Origin of the sequence: Accumulibacter sp. (assembly GCF_029255145.1) — a bacterium.
Classification (GTDB): Bacteria; Pseudomonadota; Gammaproteobacteria; order Burkholderiales; family Rhodocyclaceae; genus Accumulibacter.
Map to the genome: position 1 here is coordinate 1 of NZ_JAPUVQ010000116.1, position 21,254 is coordinate 21,254.

Consider the following 21,254-nt stretch of genomic DNA (forward strand, 5'->3'; position numbering starts at 1 on the left):
CTCCTTGCACTCCTAGCGACGCTTGGTCTATGCCATACGAAAATTATGGCCTTCGAAATAAAGTGCTACTCGCAATTCCGGAATTCTACCTACATTCCCGGCCGGGATCAGGAAATCTGAATTTGCCCGCCAGCGAGCTTCACATGCAGGCGCGGGGTCCCGCTGCTTGCCCTCTGCAGTTGAGCAGCCGCTGGCGAGCAGTGTCGCGCCGAGCGCTTCTCCTGCAACTGTCGTCGACGCCACTGCTCGTCAGTTCAGCCAACCGGCAGGGCCTGGCTTGGCGGGGCGCCTTCAGTCGATCTCGACAGGCGTGCCCTCGCAGAACGCCCCTACCTGAGCCGGAGTGAGGGCCATTGGTGTGGCGGCCAATCCACGCCTCGTCTGGAAAGCGCCCTTTATCCCGAAGGCAGACAGCAGCGCCCGGCCTTCCTCATCCTCGGGTTCGATACGCAAAGCGCATTCGTTGCCTTCGACAACCATCATCACTTTCATTTCATCCTCCATGACGCCCGACTCGTACGTCGAGCGGGCGCACCAGATTTTCCAGCGGCATGTCAGCCGCTCCGGCGCCCGCTGCTTACGCCAGAGTCATCGGCCAGACGGCGAAGACGCACCGTTGGCTAATGCACCAAGTCTGGCTGGAATTGCCGGATTCCTGGAAGGAATTAGTGCACACCGGAGGCTTCCCGTTAAGGTGAAAGTCGCGTCAGCGAGTCGCGACCCGGGCGCTGAAGCGGTCATCAGCGGCACCGGCCGGCGGGCTGCGGCGTTGCAGTGCCCACGGCCCATCCCGGATGCCAAAAAAAAGGGCCATCGTTACCCGATGGCCCGATGTTTTCGTTGAGGGAGACGCGATCAGCCGATCTTGAACATCAGCGAGTCCGACCCGGAGTTCAGGGCGACGGTGATTGGTTGCTGGTGGGTGGTCGGGCCCCAGAACTGGCGCGGACCGGGTGACGCGAAGAGGTCCTGCCTGGCCCACTCGTCGCGCCGCGAGACGAAGAACTGCATCGCCAGCGATTCCATTTTGACCAGCGCCTTCTCGATCACGAACTCGTCCTGGCCGTGGCGGCGCTCGATGTTCAGCAGGCCGGCGAGCGGGATCGCCTGCGGCGTGCCGCCGCTGGTCAGCCCGGTGATCGTCGCCATGTAGCCGCTGCGGCCGTCGAGGATCAGCGAACCGGCGGTCAGCCCGAGGTTGAAGGTGTACGCCGCGTCGAACAGCGTTGGCGCGCCGCAGCGGCCTTCGTAGCCAAGGAAGTGGCTGTGCGCAGCAAACGGTACCTTGGCGTCGAGTTCCTGGACCCGAGCCCTGGTCATGTCGATCAGCAGTTGTTCGGTCGGGATCAGCGAGACCTGCAGGTTGCCGTGCGAGTCGCGCTCGGCGAGCAGCATGTCGACGATGTAGTGCGGCAGCGACGCCAGCAGGCGGGCGTTGTCGGCGCTCAGCTTGCTCTCGATGAAAGTCGCCTTGGCGTCGTCGGCCAGCGCCGCGAAAGCGGCCGCTTCATGCGCCAGGACGTCGTTGAGTTCGGCGATCATGGCGTTCATTTCGGGGATGAACTCGATCAGCCCTTCGGGAGCGAGCAGCACGCCGTAGTTCATTCCCCGGCGCGAGCGGTCGACGACGACCTTGGCGATACCGTCAATGATGCTGGCCAGCGACATCTTCCGGGTCGACACTTCCTCGGAAATGATGGCGATTGCCGGCTTGGTCTGCAGCGTTACCTCGAGCGCGACGTGCGACGCCGAGCGCCCCATCAGTTTGACGAAATGCCAGTATTTCAGCGACGAACTGGTGTCCTGCAGGATATTACCGACCATTTCGCTGTAAATGCGCGTCGCGGTATCGAAGCCGAAGGAGATCGACAGCAGGTCGCCGAGTTGCAGGTCGCCGTCGATGGTCTTCGGCACACCGATCACCTGCACACCCGAGCCGTCGGCTTTGACGCCGGTGTACAGCGACTCGGCGAGAACGGCGGCATTGGTGTTCGAGTCGTCACCGCCGACGACGACGATGGCGTCGAGATTGTGCCTGATGCAGGTTTCGCGGACCTGCGCGAACTGCTCGTCGCTCTTGATCTTGGTGCGGTCCGAACCGAGGAAATCGAAGCCGCCGGTGTTCAGGATGAAGTCGACGTCGGCGTCGCTGATTTCGAACAGCGAGCCCTGCAGCAGACCCTTGGGGCCGGCCTTGACGCCGAACAGCGTGTTGCCGGCGCCGAGGACGCGCTTGAGACCGCAGACCACGTTGTGGCCACCGGCGGCAGGACCGCCCGAGAACAGGACGGCGACCCGCTTGCCCTGGACCTTGGCGCTGCTGCTGCCGGCGGAGGTGAGAACGACATTGCCCGAGGCGGCGACGGATTGCGGGAACTGCCTGGCGACGGCGTCACTGTCTTTGGTGCTGAGGACGCGCTCGCTGGCGCTGAAGCTGACCGGCTGCGGGTTGGCCGACGAGCCGAACGCGGTGCAGACCGGCAGGGGAAGTTGGCGTACGGCGGACTCGAAAATTGACTTGTGCGCTTCTGTCTTGATTAACTGTTCTACCAGGGTGCTCATGCTTGGATCCTCGGTTTGCAAGAAGGGTGTTGTGGGAGGAGGGCGGCGCCGCGCCGCTGCTCGGGCAGGCGCTGCGGCGCCGCGGTCAAAGCTCGCTTGCAGGGGCTTGGCCGGCACAAAAAAGGGCCAGCCCAGGGACACCTGGGCCAGCCCGTTTCGGTGTCCTCAGCGCTTGCTTAGGCCAGGGTTCCGATATTGTTCAGGTCCTTGAATGCCTGAGTTAGCCTGGCCCGGAATGAGTCTTCGCCCTTGCGCAACCAGGCGCGCGGATCGTAGTACTTCTTGTTCGGCTTGGAATCGCCTTCGGGGTTGCCGATCTGGCCCTGCAGATAGCCTTCGTTCTTCTTGTAGAAGCCCATCACGCCTTCCCAGAAAGCCCATTGCAGGTCGGTGTCGAGGTTCATCTTGACGACGCCGTAGGAGATCGCCTCACGGATTTCCTCAAGGGTCGATCCCGAACCGCCATGGAAGACGAAGTTGACCGGGTGTGCCTTGGTGCCGAATTTCTTCTGCACGTATTCCTGCGAATTCTTCAGGATCACCGGCTGCAGCTTGACGTTCCCCGGCTTATAGACGCCATGCACGTTGCCGAAGGCAGCGGCGACGGTGAAGCGATCGCTGACCTTGGACAGTTCTTCGTAGGCCAGCGCGACGTCTTCCGGCTGGGTGTAGAGTTTGGAGCTGTCGACGCCGGAATTGTCGACACCGTCTTCCTCGCCACCGGTAACGCCCAATTCGATCTCCAGGGTCATTCCCATCTTGCTCATCCGTTCGAGGTAGCGCTTGCAGATCTCGATGTTTTCGCCGATCGGCTCCTCGGAGAGGTCAAGCATGTGCGAGCTGTACAGCGGCTTGCCGTGCGTCTTGAAGTATTGCTCGCCGGCGTCGAGCAGGCCATCGATCCACGGCAGCAGCTTCTTGGCCGCGTGGTCGGTGTGGGTCACGACGGTGGCGCCGTAGAGTTCGGCCATCTGGTGGATATGCACGGCGCCCGAGACGGCGCCGGCAACACAAGCGCGCTGACCGGCATTGTCGAGTCCCTTGCCGGCGAAGAACTGCGCACCACCATTGGAGAACTGGATGATCGCCGGCGACTTGAGTTCGGCGGCGGTTTCGATGACCGCGTTTACGGTGCTGGTGTTGATGACGTTGACGGCCGGCAGTGCAAACTGCTTTTCCTTGGCCAGTTCGAAGATCGCCTGCAATTGGTCGCCACTGGCGACACCCGGTTTGATGCTTTTTGCATTCATGAGTTCTTGTCCAGATTCGGTTGGTCGGGAGGGTGCGGAAACGGGGGAAAACGGCCACTGAAGTTGACCGGTTCACTAGAAGTATCCCGTTCGAGCCGCGACTCGTCAAGCACCGCTTGCGCGACCCTTGCGGGCTCAGGTCCTGCCGCTTAGTGCGTCCCGGAAAGCGGCTCCGGGTGGCTCAGACCGGCCTCGTACCAGACCTTGCTGCGATTCACCACGCGCACCAGCCAGAGCATTACCGGGACCTCGATCAGGACGCCGACGACGGTTGCCAGCGCGGCTCCGGAATCGAAGCCGTACAGGGCAATCGCCACCGCTACCGCCAGTTCAAAGAAGTTTGATGCGCCTATCATGGTCGACGGGCCGGCGACGGCATGGCTCACGCAGAACTTCCGGTTGAGCCCGTAGCCGAGGGCGGCGATGAACAGGCCCTGCAACAGGATCGGCACCGCCAGCATGGCGATGATCAGTGGCTGTTCGATGATCGCCAGTCCCTGGAAGGCAAACAGCAGCACCAGCGTCGCCAGCAGCGCGGCGATCGAAAACGGTCCGATGCTCACCAGTGCGCGCTGGAGAGCCGCTTCGCCGCGCTGGCGGAGCCGGTGACGCGCGAACTGCGCGATCGCCAGTGGCACGACGATGTACATCACCACCGACAGCAGCAAGGTGTCCCAGGGAACGGGAATCGCCGAGACGCCGAGCAGCAGGGCGACGATCGGTGCGAAGGCGAAGACCATCACCAGGTCATTGAGCGCCACCTGGGTGAGCGTGAAATTGGCGTCGCCGCGGCACAGGTTGCTCCACACGAAGACCATCGCCGTGCACGGCGCCGCGCCAAGCAGGATCAGTCCGGCGAGGTAGCTGTCGATCTGCGCTGCGGGAAGAAAAGGGGCGAAAAGGTGGCGAATGAACAGCCAGCCGAGCAGCGCCATCGAGAACGGCTTTACCGTCCAGTTCACGAACAGCGTGATCGCGATGGCGCTCTTCTGCTGCCGCACCTGATACAGCGACTCGAAGTCGACCTTCATCAGCATCGGAATGATCATCACCCAGATCAGCACACCGACCGGGATGTTGACCTGGGCGACTTCAAGGCCGCCGACGGCCTGCGCCAGTTCTGGCGTCGCGACCCCGAGAGTCGTTCCGGCGACGATGCACAGAAATACCCACAGCGTCAGCCAGCGCTCGAAAAAGCTCATTCGCCCGCCGCTTCCTGTGCTTTGCAGATCTCGGGATGGCCGCCGCAGCAGTTGTCGGTCAGGAAGCCGATCAGTGCGTCGACTCTGCCCATCTCGGCGTGACAGCGGACAAAGCGTCCCTCCTGGGCGGTGCTCACCAGACCGGCGTGGGCCAGCGTCTTGAGGTGGAACGACAGCGTCGGCGCGGGCAGGTCAAGCTGCTCGGCGATCACCCCGACGGTCAGTCCGGCGGGGGCGTGCTGGACCAGCAGTCGGAAGATGGCGAGGCGGCTGTCCTGCGCCAGCGCGGCCAGCGCGGTAACGGCATTGGTATTATTCATTCTTCCAACAATACCGAAATATCGCCGACGCCGCAAAGCGTTTGCCGATCGCCGCAGTATTCACGGGTTCCGACGGTGGCGCCGCGCCGGGCCGCTTCCGACCTGGTTTTCCCCGGGCGACTCTCGCCACTCGCCGCAGATGGGTTTACATGATTCGAGAATTCTAGCAATATGGAAATGTCTAGCAGGCCCATGTTGCGTTCCGGGTGCCGATGGTCGGCTCGCCGGCACCCGGCAGGGCTTCAATCACCCCCTGGAGGAACGAAAATGGCTATCAAGGTTGGCATCAACGGTTTCGGTCGCATGGGCAGACTGGCACTGCGCGCGGCGTGGGACTATCCGGAACTCGAGTTCGTCCATATCAACGAAGCCAACGGTCCGGTGGAGTCCGCGGCGCACCTGCTCGAATTCGATTCCGTGCAGGGCCGCTGGCGGCATAACATTTCGGTCAGCGACGGGTGCATGCTGGTGGACGGCAGGTCGATCAGCTACAGCAGCGCCCGGGATGTCGCCGGCGGGCCGTGGCGCGACGCCGGCGTGGACATCGTCCTCGAGGCCAGCGGCAAGTGGCGCACCGTCGACCAGCTGTCGCCTTACTTGGCGGCCGGCGTGAAAAAGGTCGTCGTCGCCGCGCCGGTCAAGGACGGCGACGTGCTGAACGTCGTCATGGGGGTCAACGATCATCTCTACGATCCGGCGCGCGATCAGATCGTCACCGCCGCGTCGTGCACCACCAACTGCCTGGCGCCGGTGGTCAAGGTGGTCCATGAAGCAATCGGCATTTCGCACGGGATGATCACAACCATTCACAGCTCGACCAATACCCAGGTCGTTCACGACCAGATGCACAAGGACCTGCGCCGCGCGCGCGCAGCCAGTCTGTCGCTGGTGCCGACGACCACCGGCTCGGCGACGGCGATCGCGCTGATCTTCCCCGAGCTGAAGGGCAGACTGCATGGGCACGCGGTGCGCGTGCCGCTGCTCAACGCCTCGCTGACCGATTGCGTCTTCGAGATGCAGCGGCCGACCACCGCGGCCGAGGTCAATGGCCTGTTCAAGGCGGCTGCCGAAGGCGCGCTGAAGGGGATCCTCGGCTACGAGGAGCGGCCCCTGGTTTCGATCGACTACCTCGGCGACCCGCGTTCGTCGATCGTTGACGCCGCGCACACGCTGGTGGTCAACGGCACGATGCTCAAGATCTACTCCTGGTACGACAACGAGTGGGGTTACGCCAATCGTTACGCCGAGCTGGCGCGCAAGCTAGCCGGGTCGCTCTAGACCGACCCTGGAGGAGAGCCGTGAGCGATCCAACCGCAGCCAGGGGCGACGCGTCGCGCGCCGGTTTGCGCAACTACGTGCTGGTTACCGGCGCTTACTGGGCCGATACGGTGACCGATGGCGCGACGCGCATGCTGGTCCTGTTCTATTTCTATAATCTGGGCTACACACCTTTTGCGGTTGCCTCGCTGTTCATCTTCTACGAGGTCTTCGGCATCCTGACCAACCTGTTTGGCGGCTACATCGGCGCCCGTTTCGGGCTCAAGACCACCTTGTTCATCGGGCTTGGCACGCAGCTTGTGGCGTTGTCGATGCTCGCTTTCGCGCCGCAGTCCTGGCTGGTCGTTGCCTGGGTAATGCTTTCTCAAGCCTTGAGCGGGATTGCCAAGGACATGACCAAGATGAGCTCGAAGAGCGCCGTCAAGCTGATCGTCCCCGAGGATTCGTCGGCCATGCTGTACCGTTGGGTGGCGATCCTGACCGGATCGAAGAACGCGCTGAAGGGTGTCGGCTTCTTCCTCGGTGGCCTGCTGCTGACCCTGCTCGACTTCCAGACGGCGCTCAAGCTGCTGGTCGTACTGGTTGGCACCACGCTGATGGTCACCGCGCTGCTGATGCGTGGCGGTCTTGGCCAAGCCAACAAGAAGGCCAGGTTCTCACAGGTCTTCTCGCGCAACGCCTCGGTCAACAAGCTGGCCGCGGCGCGCATTTTCCTCTTCGGTGCCCGTGACGTGTGGTTCGTCGTCGGCCTGCCGGTATTTCTGTCGAGCGTGCTCGGCTGGACCTTCTGGCAATCCGGCGGCTTTCTGGCGGTGTGGATCATCGGTTATGGCATCGTCCAGGCGGCAACGCCCCGCCTGCTGCGCAGCCGCGTCGACGAGCAACGCGAACCCGATGGGCGGACGGCGACCGTCCTGGCGTTCGTTCTCGCCGCGCTGCCGGCGGGAATCGCCGTGGCCTTGAGCGCCGGGGTAGCGCCGGCACCTGTCGTGGTGACCGGGCTGATTGTTTTCGGGGTGGTTTTTGCGCTCAACTCGGCGGTGCACTCGTACCTGATCCTGGCTTACACCGACAGCGACAAGGTGGCGATGAACGTCGGTTTCTATTACATGGCCAACGCCTCGGGTCGCCTGGCTGGCACCGTTTTCTCGGGTGCCCTGTACCAGTGGGGTGTGCAAAGCGGCGCAAGCAATGGTCTGGTCGCCTGCCTGTGGGCGTCGTCGGCGTTCGTTCTGGCTGCAGGCCTGCTGTCGCTGCTGCTGCCGCGCCACTCGGGTCAGCGCAGCAAGCCGATCAAACTCGGCGACCTGGGCGAATAGCGAACGCGAAAAAGGCACCGCCCTCGCGATGCCTTTGTCCCTGCTGTGCCGGATAGTCGATCAGAAGCCAGCGCCCTTGATCGACTTCAGACCCTTGTAAACGGCCTTGCTGCCCAGTTGCTCCTCGATGCGCAGCAGCTGGTTGTACTTGCAGATGCGGTCGGTACGCGACAGCGAACCGGTCTTGATCTGGCCGGCACCGGTACCGACCGCGAGGTCGGCGATGAACGCGTCTTCGGTCTCGCCCGAGCGATGCGACGAGATCACGCCGTAGCCCGCTTTCTGTGCCATCTTGATGGCGTCGAGCGTCTCGGTGACGGTGCCGATCTGGTTGACCTTGATCAGGATCGCGTTGGCCGCCTTCATGTCGATACCCTGCTTGAGGCGCACCGGGTTGGTAACGAAGAAATCGTCACCGACAATCTGCACCTTTTCGCCGAGGGCCTTGGTCAGCTTGACGTAGCCTTCCCAGTCGCTTTGGTCGAGACCGTCCTCGATCGAGACGATCGGGTACTTCTTGCACCAGTCGCTATACACCGCAATCATCTCGTCGTCGGTGAACAGCTTGTCCGGATTCGATTTCCAGAACTTGTACCCTTGGCGGCCGCCTTCGTCGAAGAGCTCGGAAGATGCGCAGTCGAGCGCGATGCCGATCTGCTTGCCGGGCTTGTAACCGGCCGCAACGATCGCTTCCATGATCACTTCAAGAGACTGGTCGTTGGTCAGGTTGGGGGCGAAACCACCTTCGTCGCCGACCGCCGTCACATGGCCGCCCTTCTTCAGGATGCTCTTCAGGGCGTGGAAAATCTCGGTGATCCAGCGCAGGCCTTCCGAAAAGGAAGGGGCGCCGATCGGCATGATCATGAATTCCTGAAAGTCGATCAGGTTGTCGGCGTGCTTGCCGCCGTTGATGATGTTGGCCATCGGGGTCGGCAGGCAGAAATCGCGATTGGCATGAATCTTGCCGATGTACTTCCACAGCGGCAGCTTGCTGACGTTGGCGCCGGACAAGGTGATCGCCATCGAAGCGCCGAGAATTGCATTGGCGCCGAGGTTGGACTTGTTGTCGGTGCCGTCGAGGGCGATCATCGCCTCGTCGAGTGCGCGCTGGTTGAGCGGGTTCTTGCCCTTGAGCAGCTTGGCAATCTTGGTGTTGACCGCGGTCACAGCCTTTGTTACACCCTTGCCGAGATAGACTTTCTTGTCGCCGTCGCGCAGCTCGCAGGCTTCGAATTCGCCGGTCGAAGCACCCGATGGGACCGCTGCGCGAGCCATGAAACCGTTGTCGAGAGTGATGTCGACTTCGACGGTCGGGTTGCCTCGTGAATCGAGGATCTGGCGACCGACGACCTTGGTGATCTTGACAAAGGTTGGGCTGACGACAGGGCTTTCGGAGACGGCTTCGGCTTGTTCGGTGTTCTGTTCTTTCGCAGATTTTTTGGGTTTTTCGGATTTCTTGACTTTTTCGGCTTTTGCCATAATGGGACTCCGTGGGAGGGGTTTGGTGGAAACGACGGCGGTAACTTCTCCCGGAGATCATACCGAATACAGATCACAGGGTGCAATGACCGGCAGCAGTTAAACGCCGGTATCGGCCGGGATTCCGGCGATTGACGAGCGTTCGGCGATGAAACGGCGATGGGTGCCGCCGAATGGGGACATGCGGACGCTGGCACGCGTGCTCTGGCGGGCGTGGCCGAAGGTTCGCAGCGGTTCTTTTCGGCTTGGCCTCGACCTGAAGGTGGGCATGTCTATGGCATTAATCTTGTGTTCGCCGAGGCCGACCATGTTCTGGTCTGCGATTCCTGTTCGCACGGCGGGCTGGCGAATGCGATTGGCAGTTGCATGTGTGGCAGTCCTCGTTTTCGCCGCTACGCGCTGGCGCTGCTGACCACCGCAGGTTTTCGGCACGCGACTCTTTGCAGATGTTCAGGCCACCGGGACACGGTCAGGGCCGCGGGCGCGCTCTTGAACTGACCTTGCGTCGCCACCGAAATAACGTGGCAACAGCGGTTGTCGGAACGCTGCCTTCGCCTCCGCAAGCGCTCCTCCTCCGGGTCGGCGACACGCTCGAGCTGGTCAACGGCGCGGAACCGGGCAGGAGCGCGGTTTGTGATGAAGACGGAAGCACTGTCGAAGCAGCGTTCATGGGATGTTCTCTCGAAGCGGCTTTTTCGAGTGTTCGCGAAGGCGAAAGAATCTTCTTTGACGACGGCAGAATTTCGGGGACGATCCGGGAAGTGATGCCAGATCCCCGTTGCCCACTTTGAAATCACGTACGCCGCAACCGCAGCAGCCAAGCTTCATGCGCAGAGCGCAATCAACCTGCCCGATAGCGAACTCGATCTGCCGGCTTTGGGTGCCGCCGATATCGAGGCTCTTGCTTTCGTCGCCCGCCATGCAGACTTGGTGGCGATGTCCTTCGTGCAGCGGCCGCGGGACATCGAAGAGTTGATCGCCGCACTCGATCGGCTGGATGCCTCGCACCTTGGCGTTGTCCTCAAGATCGAGACGCAGAAGGCTTTTCGACGCCTGCCAGGCCTGCTGCTGGCGGTGATGCGGCACTCGACGGCGGCGGTCATGTTTGCCCGCGGTGACCTGGGTGTGGCAGTCGGCTTCGAACGCCTCGCCGAGGTGCAGGAGGAAATTCTCTGGCTGTGCGAGGCGGCGCATATCCCGGTAATTCGGGCCACCCAGGTGCTCGAGTCGCTGGCCAAGGGCGGCATGCCGTCGCGCGCCGAGGTGACCGATGCAGCGATGGGAACCCGCGCCGAAAGCGTGATATTGAACAAGGGTCCGCATATCGTTCAAACGCTGACCTTCCTGGGCGACGCGCTGAGGCGCATGGAAGCACACCACGAGAAGAAGACCGCTATGTTGCGTCGGCTGAGCATCCCGGAGAGCGCCGCGGATCAGCGCCGTGACTATCGCCTAACGCCGATCTGAAACCCGCTGGCGGCCGGCGCGTCATTCCCAGCGGCAGGTCCTCGCGAAAACCCACGGCCGATCGACCAGCCTGCCGCTCGCCACCGGCTCTCCGGTATCGTCGCGCAACACCAATGCCTGGCCCCGGTCTCGATCCTCGACGAGTACGTAGGCGGCACCTCGGTCCAGCGCCACATCGATCTGGTAGCAGGATATTCGCTGTGGAAGGAGCGGGTGGCCATAGGGAACGCTGCTGACCCACAAGGTGTGCCGTCCCCCGCCGAGGACGAAGACCTCGGCCGCCAGAATATTCGGGATTCGGGTGGTAGCCAGCGGATGCCCGTCGAGTCCCTGGAGCAGCAAAGGATGCCGGGAATCCAGACTGACCCTGGCCACCTGCGATAGCTCATCGATCGGCGAACCGTCCAGCGAAATCAAGGACGGCGACGACAGATGAGCGCAGCCGGTCAGTACCTGCGGCAAGATGAGTAACATCAGCGCCAGTACGCAGGTGGCACGCGCAGCCGCGAAGAATGAACGCTGATGAACGCTGCCGCTTGCGCGGCGGGGGCGCATGTGCAGCGTCCCACCGTTGTCGATACTGGCTCGCGATGATGGCCATGGCATTATTGACCCGCTGCGGATGAACGAGGCCGACGCGTTTCACCATCCACGCCTGCCGCCAGATTATGCCGACCTTGGCCGCAAAGGGTTTATCCTATACGACCTGCGGCAGGCACGTCAGATCGGCCGGCAGGCGTCGCGCGCGATCACGCGCCGGCCCACACTTCGGTCAGGTTCAGGATTCACTGCTTGCCAAGCTCGCTTCGACACCCCATGCACAAGCCGTTCGCCGTTGCTGCCTGGCTGCTTGCCCTCCCGGTTTCCGCCGCCGTCCCGCAACTGCAGGCGCCGGAAGAGGTGCGCGAACTACTCAGCAGCTACCTTGATCTCGGTGAAGTCAACGACGCCACGGCGCAGGCGGCCTTCGAGCGCCGGGTGCGCCGTGAAGTCGCCAGCTTGCTGGCTACCGAGGGCTACTTCTCGCCGGAGGTGGTGGTCAGTGATGCTGCTGGCGAACTACTGGTCGAGGTACGCCCGGGGCCGCGCTCGCTGGTCGGCAGCGTCGCTATCGCGTTTGCCGGCGCCATCGAACCGGCGCGCCGGGAAGTCCTGCGCAGCGGCTGGAAACTCAAGACCGGCAAGCCTTTTCGCCAGGCTGACTGGGACGACGCCAAGCAATCCTTGCTGGCCGAGCTGCTGGCAGTCGACTACGCGGGCGGTCGCCTGCAGGATAGCGCCGCGGAAGTCGATCCCGAGGCTCGGCGGGTCGACTTGCGCGTGGTCGTCGAACCCGGTCCGCGCTACCGTTTTGGCGAGCTGACGATCAGCGGGCTGAAGCGCTACTCGCCGGACCTCGTCGAGCGCTACAACCGCAGCGTCACACCCGGCTCCGACTACCGCGAGGAACGCCTGCAGGCTTTCCAGACGGCCTTGCAGGACACCCCATACTTCGGTTCGGTGATCGTCTCGCTGGACCGCGACGGGCAGCTCGGGCAGGGCGATTCGCGCGATTCCGGCGAATCCGCGGCAGCGACGGGCGACGATCGCGTGACGGCGCCGGTGCGCGTGCAGGTTCGCGAGCGCGCACCCTACCAGGTGTCGCTGGGCGCCGGGTACAGTACCAATACCGGCGCCCGGGTCGAGGCCAGTTACCGTAGCAGCGACTTGCTCGGCCGGGCCTGGGAGCTGAACACCGGCCTGCGGATCGAGCAGCTGCGCCAGACCGCCTACGCCGACGTTTTCCTTCCGCCGGACGAGCGCCGTCGGCGCGATGGCGTGGGCATGGCCGTTCAGAGTTCCGACATCGAGAACCTGGCGCTCGACAGCTACTCGGTGGGTGCAACGCGCGTGCAACAGCGCGGCAGCGTCGAGCAGCGCCTGGGGGTCAATTGGCTGGAGGAAAAGCAAACTCCGCAGGGTGCGCCGACGACCACCAATCGGGCGCTGACGGCGCAGGCCGGCTGGACCTGGCGGCACGCGCCGGAGCCGCTGGATCCGGCGCAGGGGATCGCGCTGCAGCTGCAGCTGGGGGGTGGCAGCAAACAGCTCTTGTCCGACCAGAACTTCCTGCGTACCTATCTCCGTTACAGTCAGGGGGTGGCGCTCGGTGCCAGCGATGGACTGCTCTTTCGCGGCGAGTTGGGCGTCACCTTCGCGCCTTCGCGACAAGGCATTCCGCAGGATTTCCTGTTTCGCACCGGTGGCAGCAACTCGGTGCGCGGTTACGCTTATCAAAGCCTCGGCGTCCCCGAAGGTTCGGCGGTCGTCGGCGGCCGCTACCTGATGACGATGAGCGCCGAATACACGCACTGGATCACTCCCTCCTGGGGGGCGGCGGTTTTTGTCGATGCCGGCGACGCGCAGGACAGTCGCGACGCGTTCAGCCTGGCATTGGGCTATGGTCTGGGTGCGCGCTGGAAAAGCCCGGTCGGACCCCTCGGACTCGACCTCGCGTATGGCCAGCGCGACGGCCAGGTGCGCTTTGATTTTTCGCTGGCGGTGCCGTTTTGAACGAGCAGCCAGCGGATCAGCCGCGAGTCGGCGAGGCCACCCCGGCGTCGCCCGTTGATCCTCCGCGCGCACGGCGCCGCAACTGGCGCTGGATCGCCCCGCTCGGCGTCGTCCTGGCGCTATTGGCCGCAGGAGCCTGGCTGCTTGGCAGCGAGAGCGGCTTTCGGGTCGTTTGCCGGAGCATCGAACGACTCGCCGGCGGGCAACTGACGCTCGCGCAACCGACGGGCTCGCTGGACCAGTCGTTTGGCCTGCGGGCTGTCCATTGGCGCGACGCGACGCTGGATGTCCAGCTCGAAGACCTGCAGTTCGATTGGCGCCCGGCCGAACTGCTGCAGTCCCGGCTGCTGGTCACCGGCATCGCCGCGACCCGCCTGCGGGTAGCCAGCGTGCCGAGCAACGAGCCACTGCCGGTGCCCGACAGCTTGCGCCTGCCGCTGGCCGTGGTCATCGAGCGGCTGCGCCTCGGGCGCGTCGAGATCGGCGACCACGCGCATCCGGACGGCAAGGCGGCGACCGTCGTCGAGGCGCTTGCAGCGAGCATTTCGAGTGACGGGGTGGTGCACCGCCTGGCTGCGCTGAGCGCCCGCGTCAGCGGTCTCGCGGTGACTGCCGACGCCTCGCTGGCCGGCGACCAGCCGTATGCGCTGGCGGCCAGCGCCAGCATCGAGGGCGAGGCCGCCGGTCGCATGCTGGCCTTCGATCTATCGGCCGAAGGGCCGCTCGAAGAACTGACCGTACGCGGCAGCGGCCGGCCACTCGAAGCCAGCGCCGGCGAAAACTTTGCTGGCCAGGTGACGGCGCGAATCAGACCGTTCCTGTCGCAACCGATCGGCGAACTGGTCGCCGAGCTTTCAGGAATCGACCCGGCAGCGTGGAGCAAGGGCGCGCCGCAGGCGGCCCTCGAGCTGCGCGCCGAGTTGCAGCCGCTCGGCGATTCGCCCGATTCCTTTGGCGGGCGACTGACGGTGGTCAATCGGCGCGCTGGCGCCGTCGACCGGCAATTGCTGCCGCTCGAAGCGGTGCATGCCGGACTGCGACTGAGCGACGGCCAGCTGCTCCTGAACGACCTGGATCTGCGTCTGTCCGGTGGCGGACGCCTGCGCGGCAGTGGCACCTTGCGCGACGCCGAACTGACGCTGCGCCTGGCGGTCAGCGCGCTCGACGCCAGTGCGCTGTACAGCAGCCTGCGCCGCACCGGGCTCGCCGGGTCGCTGCGCGCCAGCGTCGGCCTGAATCGCCAGTTACTGGAAGCCGAGTTGCGCGATCCACAGTTCGCGATCGACACCAGGATCGTCATCGAGCCGACCGAGATCGTCGTCGACTCGCTGCGCCTGGCCGCCGGCGAGGCCCGGCTGGTCGCCAGCGGCCAGCTCGGGCTGGTCGACGCCGGTCGGTTCGCGGTGCACGGGAAACTGGAGAATTTCGACCCCAGCCGTTTCGCCGATCTTCCCGCCGCGCGCCTCAACGCCGAGTTTGACGCCAAAGGCAGCCGTCAGCCGCAGCTGGCCGCCGGGCTGCGTTTCCAATTGCACGACAGCCGCTTTCGTGCGCAGCCGCTGTCCGGGAGTGGTGTGATCGATCTCGCCGGCGAGCGCTTGCGCAAGGCCGACGTCGAGCTCGACGCGGCTGGCAATCGGCTGACCGTCAAAGGTGCCTTCGGTGCGCGTGGCGACCTGCTGACGGTGTCGATCGCCGCGCCCAGACTCGATCCGCTGGGGATCAGCGGCGACCTCAACGGCACGCTGGTTCTCGGTGGCAGCAGCAAGCTGCCTGAATTGACGGCCGATCTGCGTTCGACGCGGCTGGCGGCCAAGGGCTTCGGCGAAATCCGTGGGCTGGACCTCGACGCCCGCCTCGGCGACGGCCAGCAGGGTGCGCTGTCGGGAAAGCTGCAACTGGCGGGGCTCGACCTGCCTGACGGCGGAACCGTGGTGCACAAGCTGCTGCTCGATGCCGAAGGCGTACGCGGCGCGCACCGCCTGCGCGGCCAGATCGGCTTGCCCGGCCAGCGCGATCTGCGCGTGCTGTTCGAGGGTGGCCTGAACGCACCGGCCAGTGGCATGGTGTGGACCGGCAAGCTGAGCGAGCTGACGCTGTCGTCGGTGGTCGATAAGGGCAAGCCCTTCGTTCGTCTCGCTGGTGCTGTGCCTCTGCTGGCCGCTGCCGAGCGCTTCAGCGCCGGTCCGGCGGAGTTCGTCGGCAGCGGCTGGTCGGCCCGCCTCGAACGGGCGTCATACGAGCAGCAGCGCTGGCAGACCGCCGGCGGTCTGCGTGGCTTGCCGGTGCTGGCGGTCCTGGCCGAGTTCCCGGAGTGGTCGGCGTCCATCCTGGAAGCGACCAGGGGGAAGGCCGAGACGCTGCGCCTCAGCGCCGAGTGGGACCTCGGGAACAGCAGCGGCGTCGCCGGCAAGGGCAAGAGCGCGGCCGTGGCGCTGCCCAGCGGTCGGCTGCGGCTATGGCGCGAAAGCGGCGATCTGTCGATCGGCTCGCTGGCGCTGGGCCTGGAGGAGGGCAGCGCGAGCCTGCTGGCCAGGGATGGTCATCTGGATGCGCAGCTCAAGCTGCGCGGCAAGAAGCTCGGTGAAGTGGCCGGTGAGTTCAGTGCCGCCAGTTCGGCGGACACGCTGATCAACCGGCAGGGGCCGTGGCGCGGGCAGCTCAAGCTGAACGTTCCGGACCTGGCCTGGGCGGCGCGACTGCTTGGCGACGGCTGGGAACTCGGAGGCCGCCTGGCCGGCGAGGTGCAGCTTGCCGGGACCCCGGCGCAGCCCCGACTTGGCGGCGAACTGCGCGGCGACGGACTGGTCGTGCACGCGCTGGATCACGCGATGCGGCTGGAACGAGGAAAGCTGTTGCTGCAATTGACCGGCGACACGGCGGGGGACACCCGTCTGGTTCTCAAGCAGCTCGCATTCGAGAGTGACTTCCAGCCGATGCCACGCGTGCTGGTACTCGATCCCGGCATCGACGCCGCCAGCCTGACCGCCACCCCAGGACGGGTCGAGGCGAGTGGCCAGCTGCATCTGGGACATACCGATGGCGTTCTCAACTTGCGCGCCGATCGACTCGGCGTGACGCAGCGCCCGGAACAGTGGATGCTCGTCTCCGGCGACGCGAAGCTGACGCTGGGCGAGAAAGCGCTCGATGTCCTTGGCAGTTTCAGGGTCGACGCGGGTTACTGGGAACTGGCCAAGAGCGGCACGCCGCAACTCTCGGACGATGTGGTGATCAAGCGTCAGGGGTCGGGCAAGGCCAAGGTTCCGCCACCGGCGCGGCTGCTGTCGCTGAACCTGGACGCGGATCTGGGCCGCCACTTCCGCTTTCGCGGTGCCGGCGTCGAGAGCCGTCTGGCGGGAGAAGTGAAGCTGCGTTCCGAGGGAGGTGGATTGCCGCGGGCGACCGGTTCGATTCGAACCGTTGGCGGCCGCTTCGATGCCTACGGCCAGAAGCTGGCGATCGAACGCGGCATCCTCAACTTCCAGGGACTGCTCGACAATCCCGGCCTGAACATCCGCGCGATGCGTACCAACCTGCCGGTCGAGGCCGGTGTCGAGGTCACGGGTACCGCCCGGCGGCCGGTGGTCCGGCTGGTCTCCGATCCGCCGGTGCCGGACGCCGAGAAACTGTCGTGGCTGGTGCTTGGGCACGCCTCGGACCAGCCCGGTGGGGGCGCCGATTCGTCCGCCTTGCTGGCTGCCGCGCAGACCATCCTCGGCGGTCAGGACGGCGGTGTGCTGACCAAGCTGCAGCGCAGTCTGGGAATCGACGAGTTGGGGGTCAGCAGTGGCACCATCGGCGGCTCGGGTCGCCAGGAGACCAGCCGGATCGCCAGTACCAGCTCCTTCGGATCGAGCAACACCACCACCGGGCAGATTGTCAGTGTCGGCAAGCAGCTGTCTTCCAACGTCCTGATCAGCTACGATCAATCGCTGACCACCGCCGAGAGCGTCGTCAAGCTGACGGTGCACCTCAACCGCAATTTCTATCTGGTCGGTCGCGCCGGTTCCGACAACGCCATGGATTTCTTCTGGACCTACCGCTTCGGTCGCTAGCGGGTTGTCGCCGGATCGGTCGCGGCGACCGCGGCCCAGCGCGGGAAACCGCTCGGCGCAGCTTGCATGCCGGCTCCGGCGGCGGCGCGCTGCAGACGGTCGGCAACCGCCGCCCACGCCGGCGTTGCCGGAAGCTCTTCGACGACGATCAGCTCGGCGGCCGTTTGATCGAGTTCGCGCAGCGCCGCGTAGAGTGCGCGCGCGTAGCCGCGCGGATCGGCTGGCAGCCGGCGCGACGCGTGCGGTGTGCCGACGCTTGCCGGCAAGGAGCCGTAATGGAGCACGGCGCAGCGGCGAGCGGTAGCGCGCAGGATGTCGATGACCTCGCCAAGGCGGGTCGGCGCGACCAGCCGCAGCGGCGTGCTCGGCGCGTAGTGCGCGGCCAGCGAACCGGCAACGCGCGGCGGTGCTTCGGCCGACGAACGCGTCACCGTCTCCGGCAGCACACCGATCACCGCCGCGATCTGCTCCGGCGTGACGCGACCGGGGCGCAGCAGTCGTGGCGGCAGCGCTGCGTCGCGCGTCAGGTCGAGAATCGTCGACTCGATGCCGACCGGGCAACGGCCGCCGTCCAGGACCAGCGGCACCGAGTCGCCCAACTCCTCGCGAACGTGCGTGGCTTCGGTCGGGCTGATCCGCCCGAAGCGGTTGGCCGACGGCGCGGCAACGCCGCACATGCCGGCGACTCCACCGCCGGCCTCGGCGTAGGCGCGCAGCAGGTCGAGCGCCAGCGGATGCGCCGGAACCCGCAGGCCGACGCTGTCCTGACCGCCGGTGACGGCGGTGGGCACCGCCGGCGTGCGCTTGAGAATCAGCGTCAGCGGTCCCGGCCAGAAGGCTTCGGCGAGTTCCCAGGCGCGTCCCGGAATGTCGCGCGCCCAGCGGTCGAGGCAGCCGGCGCCGGCCAGGTGGACGATCAACGGGTGGTCGGCGGGCCGCCCCTTGGCTGCGAAAATCCTGCCGACTGCCGCCGGGTTGGCCGCGTCGGCGCCCAGACCATAGACCGTCTCGGTCGGGAAGGCGACCAGTTCGCCGGCCTGCAGCAGCGCTACCGCCCGATCGATCGCCGCCGGTTCAGGGCGCATCGACGATGCCGATCGCGGCACGCGCCGCCATGGCCAGTTCGCGGGCTCTTTCCGGGTCGGCGTCGAGCACCGTGAAGTGGCCCATCTTGCGGCCGTGCCGGGCGTGGTGCTTGCCATAGAGGTGCAGCTTGAGGCCGGGAAAGCGATACAGTTGCGCCCAGTCCGGCTCGCGGTAGCGCTGGCCGGCAGGGCCGTTTTCGTACCAGAGGTCGCCGAGCAGGTTGACCATCGCCGCCGCCGAGTGCGCGCGCGGGTCGCCGAGCGGCAGGCCGCAAAGGGCGCGGACCTGTTGCTCGTACTGGCTGGTCAGGCAGGCGTCGAGCGTGTAGTGGCCGCTGTTGTGCGGGCGGGGGGCCATTTCGTTGACCACCAGTTCGCCGCCAACGACAAAGAACTCGACTGCCAGCGTGCCGATGTAGCCGAGGCGATCGGCGATCCGCCCGGCCAGTTCGGCGGCCCTGGCGCGCAGCGCGTCGGGGGCCCGCGGCGGCACCAGCGAAACGTCGAGGATGCCCTTGCGGTGGCTGTTCTCGGCGCCTGGAAAGCTCACGACCAGGCCATTCTCGTCACGGGCCAGGACCACCGACAGTTCGCAGCGGAGTTCGAGTTGCCGTTCGAGGACGCAGGTCTCGCCCTTGAACTGCTGGAAAGCGGCGACCGCCTGCTCGGCGCTGCCGACCACCGCTTGCCCCTTGCCGTCGTAGCCGAAACGCGCGACTTTCAGGATTCCCGGGAAAAGGCCGGCAGATGCTTCGCGCAGGTCCTGCTCGCCGTGCACCGCGGCAAAATCGGCGACTGGCAGGCCGTTTTGGCGCAGGAAGTTCTTTTCGGCGATGCGGTTCTGGCAGACGCTGACCGCCGCGGCCGACGGGCGCACGACCACGAACTTGGCCAGATAGTCGAGCGTTCCCGCTGGCACGTTCTCGAACTCGGTGCTGATCGCCGCACAGCCCTGCGCCAGTTCGTCGAGCGCCGCGTAGTCCTCGTAAGTGGCCCGCAGATGGCGGTCGGCGATCAGTCCGGCGGGGCTATGCGGGTCGGGGTCGAGGACCCACACCAGGTAACCCAGTTCGTGCGCGGCGCCGACGAAGTAGCGGCCAAGCTGGCCACCGCCGAGCATGCCGAGAGTCGCTGGCGGAAGAATCATCGTCGTCAGCGACCGGCGCGGCGCCGCCGCCCGGTCACGGACACCGCCGGTTCAGCGCGGTGCAGGCGCGGGCCGCAGGCCGGCGCCGCGCTTCGGGGAGGCTGGTAGTCAAGGCTGGCGGTCACACTTCCGGCAGTTTCATGGCCATCACCTTGTCCGCCTGGGCCCGCCGGAATTGAACGAGGCGTTGCGCCAGCGCGGCGTTGCCGGTGGCCAGCATGGCGACCGCAAACAGGGCGGCGTTGGCGGCGCCGGCCTCGCCAATGGCGAAGGTGGCGACCGGAATCCCTTTCGGCATCTGGACGATCGACAGCAGCGAATCCTGACCCGACAGTGCTCTTGACTGGACGGGTACGCCGAGTACCGGCAGGGTGGTCTTGGCCGCCAGCATTCCGGGCAGATGCGCGGCGCCGCCAGCGCCGGCGATGATCGCCTTCAGCCCGCGTTCGCCGGCGGTCGCCGCGTACTCGAAGAGCAGGTCCGGAGTGCGATGCGCCGAGACAACGCGCGCCTCGAAGGGAACGCCGAACTCCTTGAGCATCACCGCCGCGGCCTGCATCGTCGGCCAGTCGGAATCGGAGCCCATGACAACGCCTACCAGCGGCTCGGGGTGCGCCATCAGCGGACCTCGCGTTCGGCCGCTTCGAGCGTGTTGGCCAGCAGCATGGTGATGGTCATCGGTCCGACGCCGCCAGGGACCGGCGTGATTGCCGAGGCGACTTCGCTGACCGGCCCGAAATCGACGTCGCCGCAGAGTCTGCCGTCGGGCAGGCGGTTGATCCCGACGTCGATCACCACCGCACCGGGCTTGACCATCTCGGCGGTGACGAAGCGTGCGCGGCCGAGCGCGGCGACCAGGATGTCGGCACGTCGGGTGTGAAACAGCAGGTCGCGGGTCTGCGAATGGCAGATGGTGACCGTCGCGCTGGCCTGCATCAGCAGCATCGCCATTGGCTTGCCGACGATGTTCGAGCGCCCCAGGACGACTGCCTCCTGGCCCTTCGGATCGATCCCGGCGTCGGCCAGGAACTTCATCACGCCGTAGGGCGTGCACGGAATGAAGCGTGGGTTGCCCTGCATCAGCGCGCCGACGTTTTCGGCGTGAAAGCCGTCGACGTCCTTTTCCGGGGCGATTGCCTTGAGCACGGCGTCGCTGTCGAAGTGCCTGGGCAGCGGCAACTGGACGAGGATGCCATTGATCTTCGGATCGGCGTTGAGTTCGGCGATCCTGTCGAGAACCAGCCGTGGTTCGACGTCCGGCGGATAGACGATTTTCTCGGAGTGAAAACCGGCCTGCGCACAGGCATTCACCTTGTTGCGTACGTAGACCTGCGACGCGGCGTCTTCGCCGACCAGAATGACCGCCAGGCCGGGGCGGGTGCCGCGGGCGGCGAGTGCTTCGGCGCGATTCTTGAAATCGGCGCGCAGTTTCTGCGCCAGCACGTTGCCGTCGAGAATTCTTGCCGTCATCTTGGCTGTTCCTGGATTGGCCGGTAGGAAATGGGAGCGAAAGCGAGGCAATGCCGCTGCCGTCGCC

The 21,254-nt window shown here is 65.5% G+C and carries 18 protein-coding genes; 6 read left to right on the top strand and 12 right to left on the bottom strand.

Going from position 1 to position 21,254, the window contains the following annotated elements; all coding sequences use genetic code 11:
- Positions 1-291: 291 nt before the first annotated feature.
- The 5 genes from Q1L50_RS12980 to Q1L50_RS13000 all read right to left on the bottom strand — a co-directional run bounded on the left by Q1L50_RS12980 (position 292) and on the right by Q1L50_RS13000 (position 5,334).
- Positions 292-492 carry a hypothetical protein gene (locus tag Q1L50_RS12980; protein ID WP_300339408.1) on the bottom strand — a complete coding sequence of 67 codons (201 nt, stop codon included), beginning with the start codon at positions 490-492 and terminating at the stop codon, positions 292-294.
- Positions 493-855: 363 nt separating this feature from the next.
- Complete coding sequence (locus Q1L50_RS12985) at positions 856-2,562, bottom strand: diphosphate--fructose-6-phosphate 1-phosphotransferase (protein WP_300339410.1); 1,707 nt, start codon at positions 2,560-2,562, stop codon at positions 856-858.
- 176 nt (positions 2,563-2,738) lie between these two features.
- Positions 2,739-3,812 (bottom strand): class II fructose-bisphosphate aldolase, encoded by a 1,074-nt coding sequence (gene fbaA, locus Q1L50_RS12990; RefSeq protein ID WP_300339412.1) that lies wholly within the window; start codon positions 3,810-3,812, stop codon positions 2,739-2,741.
- 149 nt (positions 3,813-3,961) lie between these two features.
- The gene (arsB, locus tag Q1L50_RS12995) at positions 3,962-5,014 is read right to left on the bottom strand and encodes an ACR3 family arsenite efflux transporter (RefSeq protein ID WP_300339413.1); all 1,053 of its coding nucleotides are present in this window, start codon (positions 5,012-5,014) and stop codon (positions 3,962-3,964) included.
- On the bottom strand, positions 5,011-5,334 hold the full coding sequence (locus tag Q1L50_RS13000) for a metalloregulator ArsR/SmtB family transcription factor (RefSeq protein ID WP_300339414.1): 324 nt from the start codon (positions 5,332-5,334) through the stop codon (positions 5,011-5,013). The genes arsB and Q1L50_RS13000 overlap by 4 nt, the downstream gene beginning before the upstream one ends.
- A 267-nt stretch (positions 5,335-5,601) precedes the next feature.
- Between Q1L50_RS13000 and Q1L50_RS13005 the strand changes: the two genes are divergently transcribed.
- A complete protein-coding gene (locus tag Q1L50_RS13005; RefSeq protein ID WP_300339416.1) occupies positions 5,602-6,612 on the top strand; it encodes an ArsJ-associated glyceraldehyde-3-phosphate dehydrogenase in 1,011 nt (336 codons plus the stop codon).
- A 20-nt stretch (positions 6,613-6,632) separates the two neighbouring features.
- The gene (gene arsJ, locus Q1L50_RS13010; RefSeq protein WP_300339418.1) at positions 6,633-7,931 is read left to right on the top strand and encodes an organoarsenical effux MFS transporter ArsJ; all 1,299 of its coding nucleotides are present in this window, start codon (positions 6,633-6,635) and stop codon (positions 7,929-7,931) included.
- 60 nt (positions 7,932-7,991) lie between these two features.
- On the opposite strand, the gene eno is transcribed toward arsJ, so the two are convergent.
- The gene (eno, locus tag Q1L50_RS13015; protein WP_300339419.1) at positions 7,992-9,410 is read right to left on the bottom strand and encodes a phosphopyruvate hydratase; all 1,419 of its coding nucleotides are present in this window, start codon (positions 9,408-9,410) and stop codon (positions 7,992-7,994) included.
- 159 nt (positions 9,411-9,569) lie between these two features.
- Between eno and Q1L50_RS13020 the strand changes: the two genes are divergently transcribed.
- Positions 9,570-9,908, top strand: coding sequence for a hypothetical protein (locus Q1L50_RS13020; RefSeq protein ID WP_300339421.1), 339 nt, complete (start codon positions 9,570-9,572; stop codon positions 9,906-9,908).
- 168 nt (positions 9,909-10,076) lie between these two features.
- Here Q1L50_RS13020 and Q1L50_RS13025 read toward each other — a convergent pair whose 3' ends face one another.
- A complete protein-coding gene (locus Q1L50_RS13025; protein WP_300339422.1) occupies positions 10,077-10,331 on the bottom strand; it encodes a hypothetical protein in 255 nt (84 codons plus the stop codon).
- On the opposite strand from Q1L50_RS13025, the gene Q1L50_RS13030 reads away from it, so the two are divergent.
- Positions 10,257-10,877: a pyruvate kinase gene (locus tag Q1L50_RS13030; RefSeq protein ID WP_300339443.1), complete on the top strand. Its 621-nt coding sequence runs from the start codon at positions 10,257-10,259 to the stop codon at positions 10,875-10,877. The genes Q1L50_RS13025 and Q1L50_RS13030 overlap by 75 nt on opposite strands.
- A gap of 21 nt (positions 10,878-10,898) precedes the next feature.
- Here Q1L50_RS13030 and Q1L50_RS13035 read toward each other — a convergent pair whose 3' ends face one another.
- Positions 10,899-11,351, bottom strand: coding sequence for a hypothetical protein (locus Q1L50_RS13035; RefSeq protein WP_300339424.1), 453 nt, complete (start codon positions 11,349-11,351; stop codon positions 10,899-10,901).
- 342 nt (positions 11,352-11,693) lie between these two features.
- Here Q1L50_RS13035 and Q1L50_RS13040 point away from each other — a divergent pair, with 342 nt between their 5' ends.
- Together Q1L50_RS13040 and Q1L50_RS13045 are read left to right on the top strand one after the other, a co-directional pair.
- Positions 11,694-13,430 (top strand): autotransporter assembly complex family protein, encoded by a 1,737-nt coding sequence (locus Q1L50_RS13040; RefSeq protein ID WP_300339425.1) that lies wholly within the window; start codon positions 11,694-11,696, stop codon positions 13,428-13,430.
- A complete protein-coding gene (locus Q1L50_RS13045) occupies positions 13,427-17,485 on the top strand; it encodes a translocation/assembly module TamB domain-containing protein (RefSeq protein WP_300339426.1) in 4,059 nt (1,352 codons plus the stop codon). Before Q1L50_RS13040 ends, Q1L50_RS13045 begins: the two co-directional genes overlap by 4 nt.
- On the opposite strand, the gene Q1L50_RS13050 is transcribed toward Q1L50_RS13045, so the two are convergent.
- The 4 genes from Q1L50_RS13050 to folD form a co-directional block, all read right to left on the bottom strand.
- Positions 17,482-18,570 carry an L-threonylcarbamoyladenylate synthase gene (locus Q1L50_RS13050; RefSeq protein ID WP_300339428.1) on the bottom strand — a complete coding sequence of 363 codons (1,089 nt, stop codon included), beginning with the start codon at positions 18,568-18,570 and terminating at the stop codon, positions 17,482-17,484. The two genes, Q1L50_RS13045 and Q1L50_RS13050, sit on opposite strands and share 4 nt — an antisense overlap.
- Entirely contained in the window at positions 18,560-19,717 is a 1,158-nt protein-coding gene (locus Q1L50_RS13055; protein ID WP_300339430.1) for a 5-(carboxyamino)imidazole ribonucleotide synthase, read from the bottom strand. Before Q1L50_RS13055 ends, Q1L50_RS13050 begins: the two co-directional genes overlap by 11 nt.
- 121 nt (positions 19,718-19,838) lie before the next feature.
- On the bottom strand, positions 19,839-20,336 hold the full coding sequence (gene purE / locus Q1L50_RS13060; RefSeq protein WP_300339432.1) for a 5-(carboxyamino)imidazole ribonucleotide mutase: 498 nt from the start codon (positions 20,334-20,336) through the stop codon (positions 19,839-19,841).
- Entirely contained in the window at positions 20,336-21,187 is an 852-nt protein-coding gene (folD, locus tag Q1L50_RS13065) for a bifunctional methylenetetrahydrofolate dehydrogenase/methenyltetrahydrofolate cyclohydrolase FolD (RefSeq protein ID WP_300339434.1), read from the bottom strand. Before folD ends, purE begins: the two co-directional genes overlap by 1 nt.
- Positions 21,188-21,254 lie beyond the last annotated feature (67 nt).

Coding starts and splice junctions, on each gene's coding strand:
- Q1L50_RS12980 (WP_300339408.1), bottom strand. CDS start 492: ATGAAAGTGATGATGGTTGTCGAAGGCAACGAATGCGCTTTGCGTATC.
- Q1L50_RS12985 (WP_300339410.1), bottom strand. CDS start 2,562: ATGAGCACCCTGGTAGAACAGTTAATCAAGACAGAAGCGCACAAGTCA.
- fbaA (WP_300339412.1), bottom strand. CDS start 3,812: ATGAATGCAAAAAGCATCAAACCGGGTGTCGCCAGTGGCGACCAATTG.
- arsB (WP_300339413.1), bottom strand. CDS start 5,014: ATGAGCTTTTTCGAGCGCTGGCTGACGCTGTGGGTATTTCTGTGCATC.
- Q1L50_RS13000 (WP_300339414.1), bottom strand. CDS start 5,334: ATGAATAATACCAATGCCGTTACCGCGCTGGCCGCGCTGGCGCAGGAC.
- Q1L50_RS13005 (WP_300339416.1), top strand. CDS start 5,602: ATGGCTATCAAGGTTGGCATCAACGGTTTCGGTCGCATGGGCAGACTG.
- eno (WP_300339419.1), bottom strand. CDS start 9,410: ATGGCAAAAGCCGAAAAAGTCAAGAAATCCGAAAAACCCAAAAAATCT.
- Q1L50_RS13020 (WP_300339421.1), top strand. CDS start 9,570: ATGGGTGCCGCCGAATGGGGACATGCGGACGCTGGCACGCGTGCTCTG.
- Q1L50_RS13025 (WP_300339422.1), bottom strand. CDS start 10,331: ATGGCGGGCGACGAAAGCAAGAGCCTCGATATCGGCGGCACCCAAAGC.
- Q1L50_RS13035 (WP_300339424.1), bottom strand. CDS start 11,351: ATGTTACTCATCTTGCCGCAGGTACTGACCGGCTGCGCTCATCTGTCG.
- Q1L50_RS13040 (WP_300339425.1), top strand. CDS start 11,694: ATGCACAAGCCGTTCGCCGTTGCTGCCTGGCTGCTTGCCCTCCCGGTT.
- Q1L50_RS13050 (WP_300339428.1), bottom strand. CDS start 18,570: ATGCGCCCTGAACCGGCGGCGATCGATCGGGCGGTAGCGCTGCTGCAG.
- Q1L50_RS13055 (WP_300339430.1), bottom strand. CDS start 19,717: ATGATTCTTCCGCCAGCGACTCTCGGCATGCTCGGCGGTGGCCAGCTT.
- purE (WP_300339432.1), bottom strand. CDS start 20,336: ATGGCGCACCCCGAGCCGCTGGTAGGCGTTGTCATGGGCTCCGATTCC.
- folD (WP_300339434.1), bottom strand. CDS start 21,187: ATGACGGCAAGAATTCTCGACGGCAACGTGCTGGCGCAGAAACTGCGC.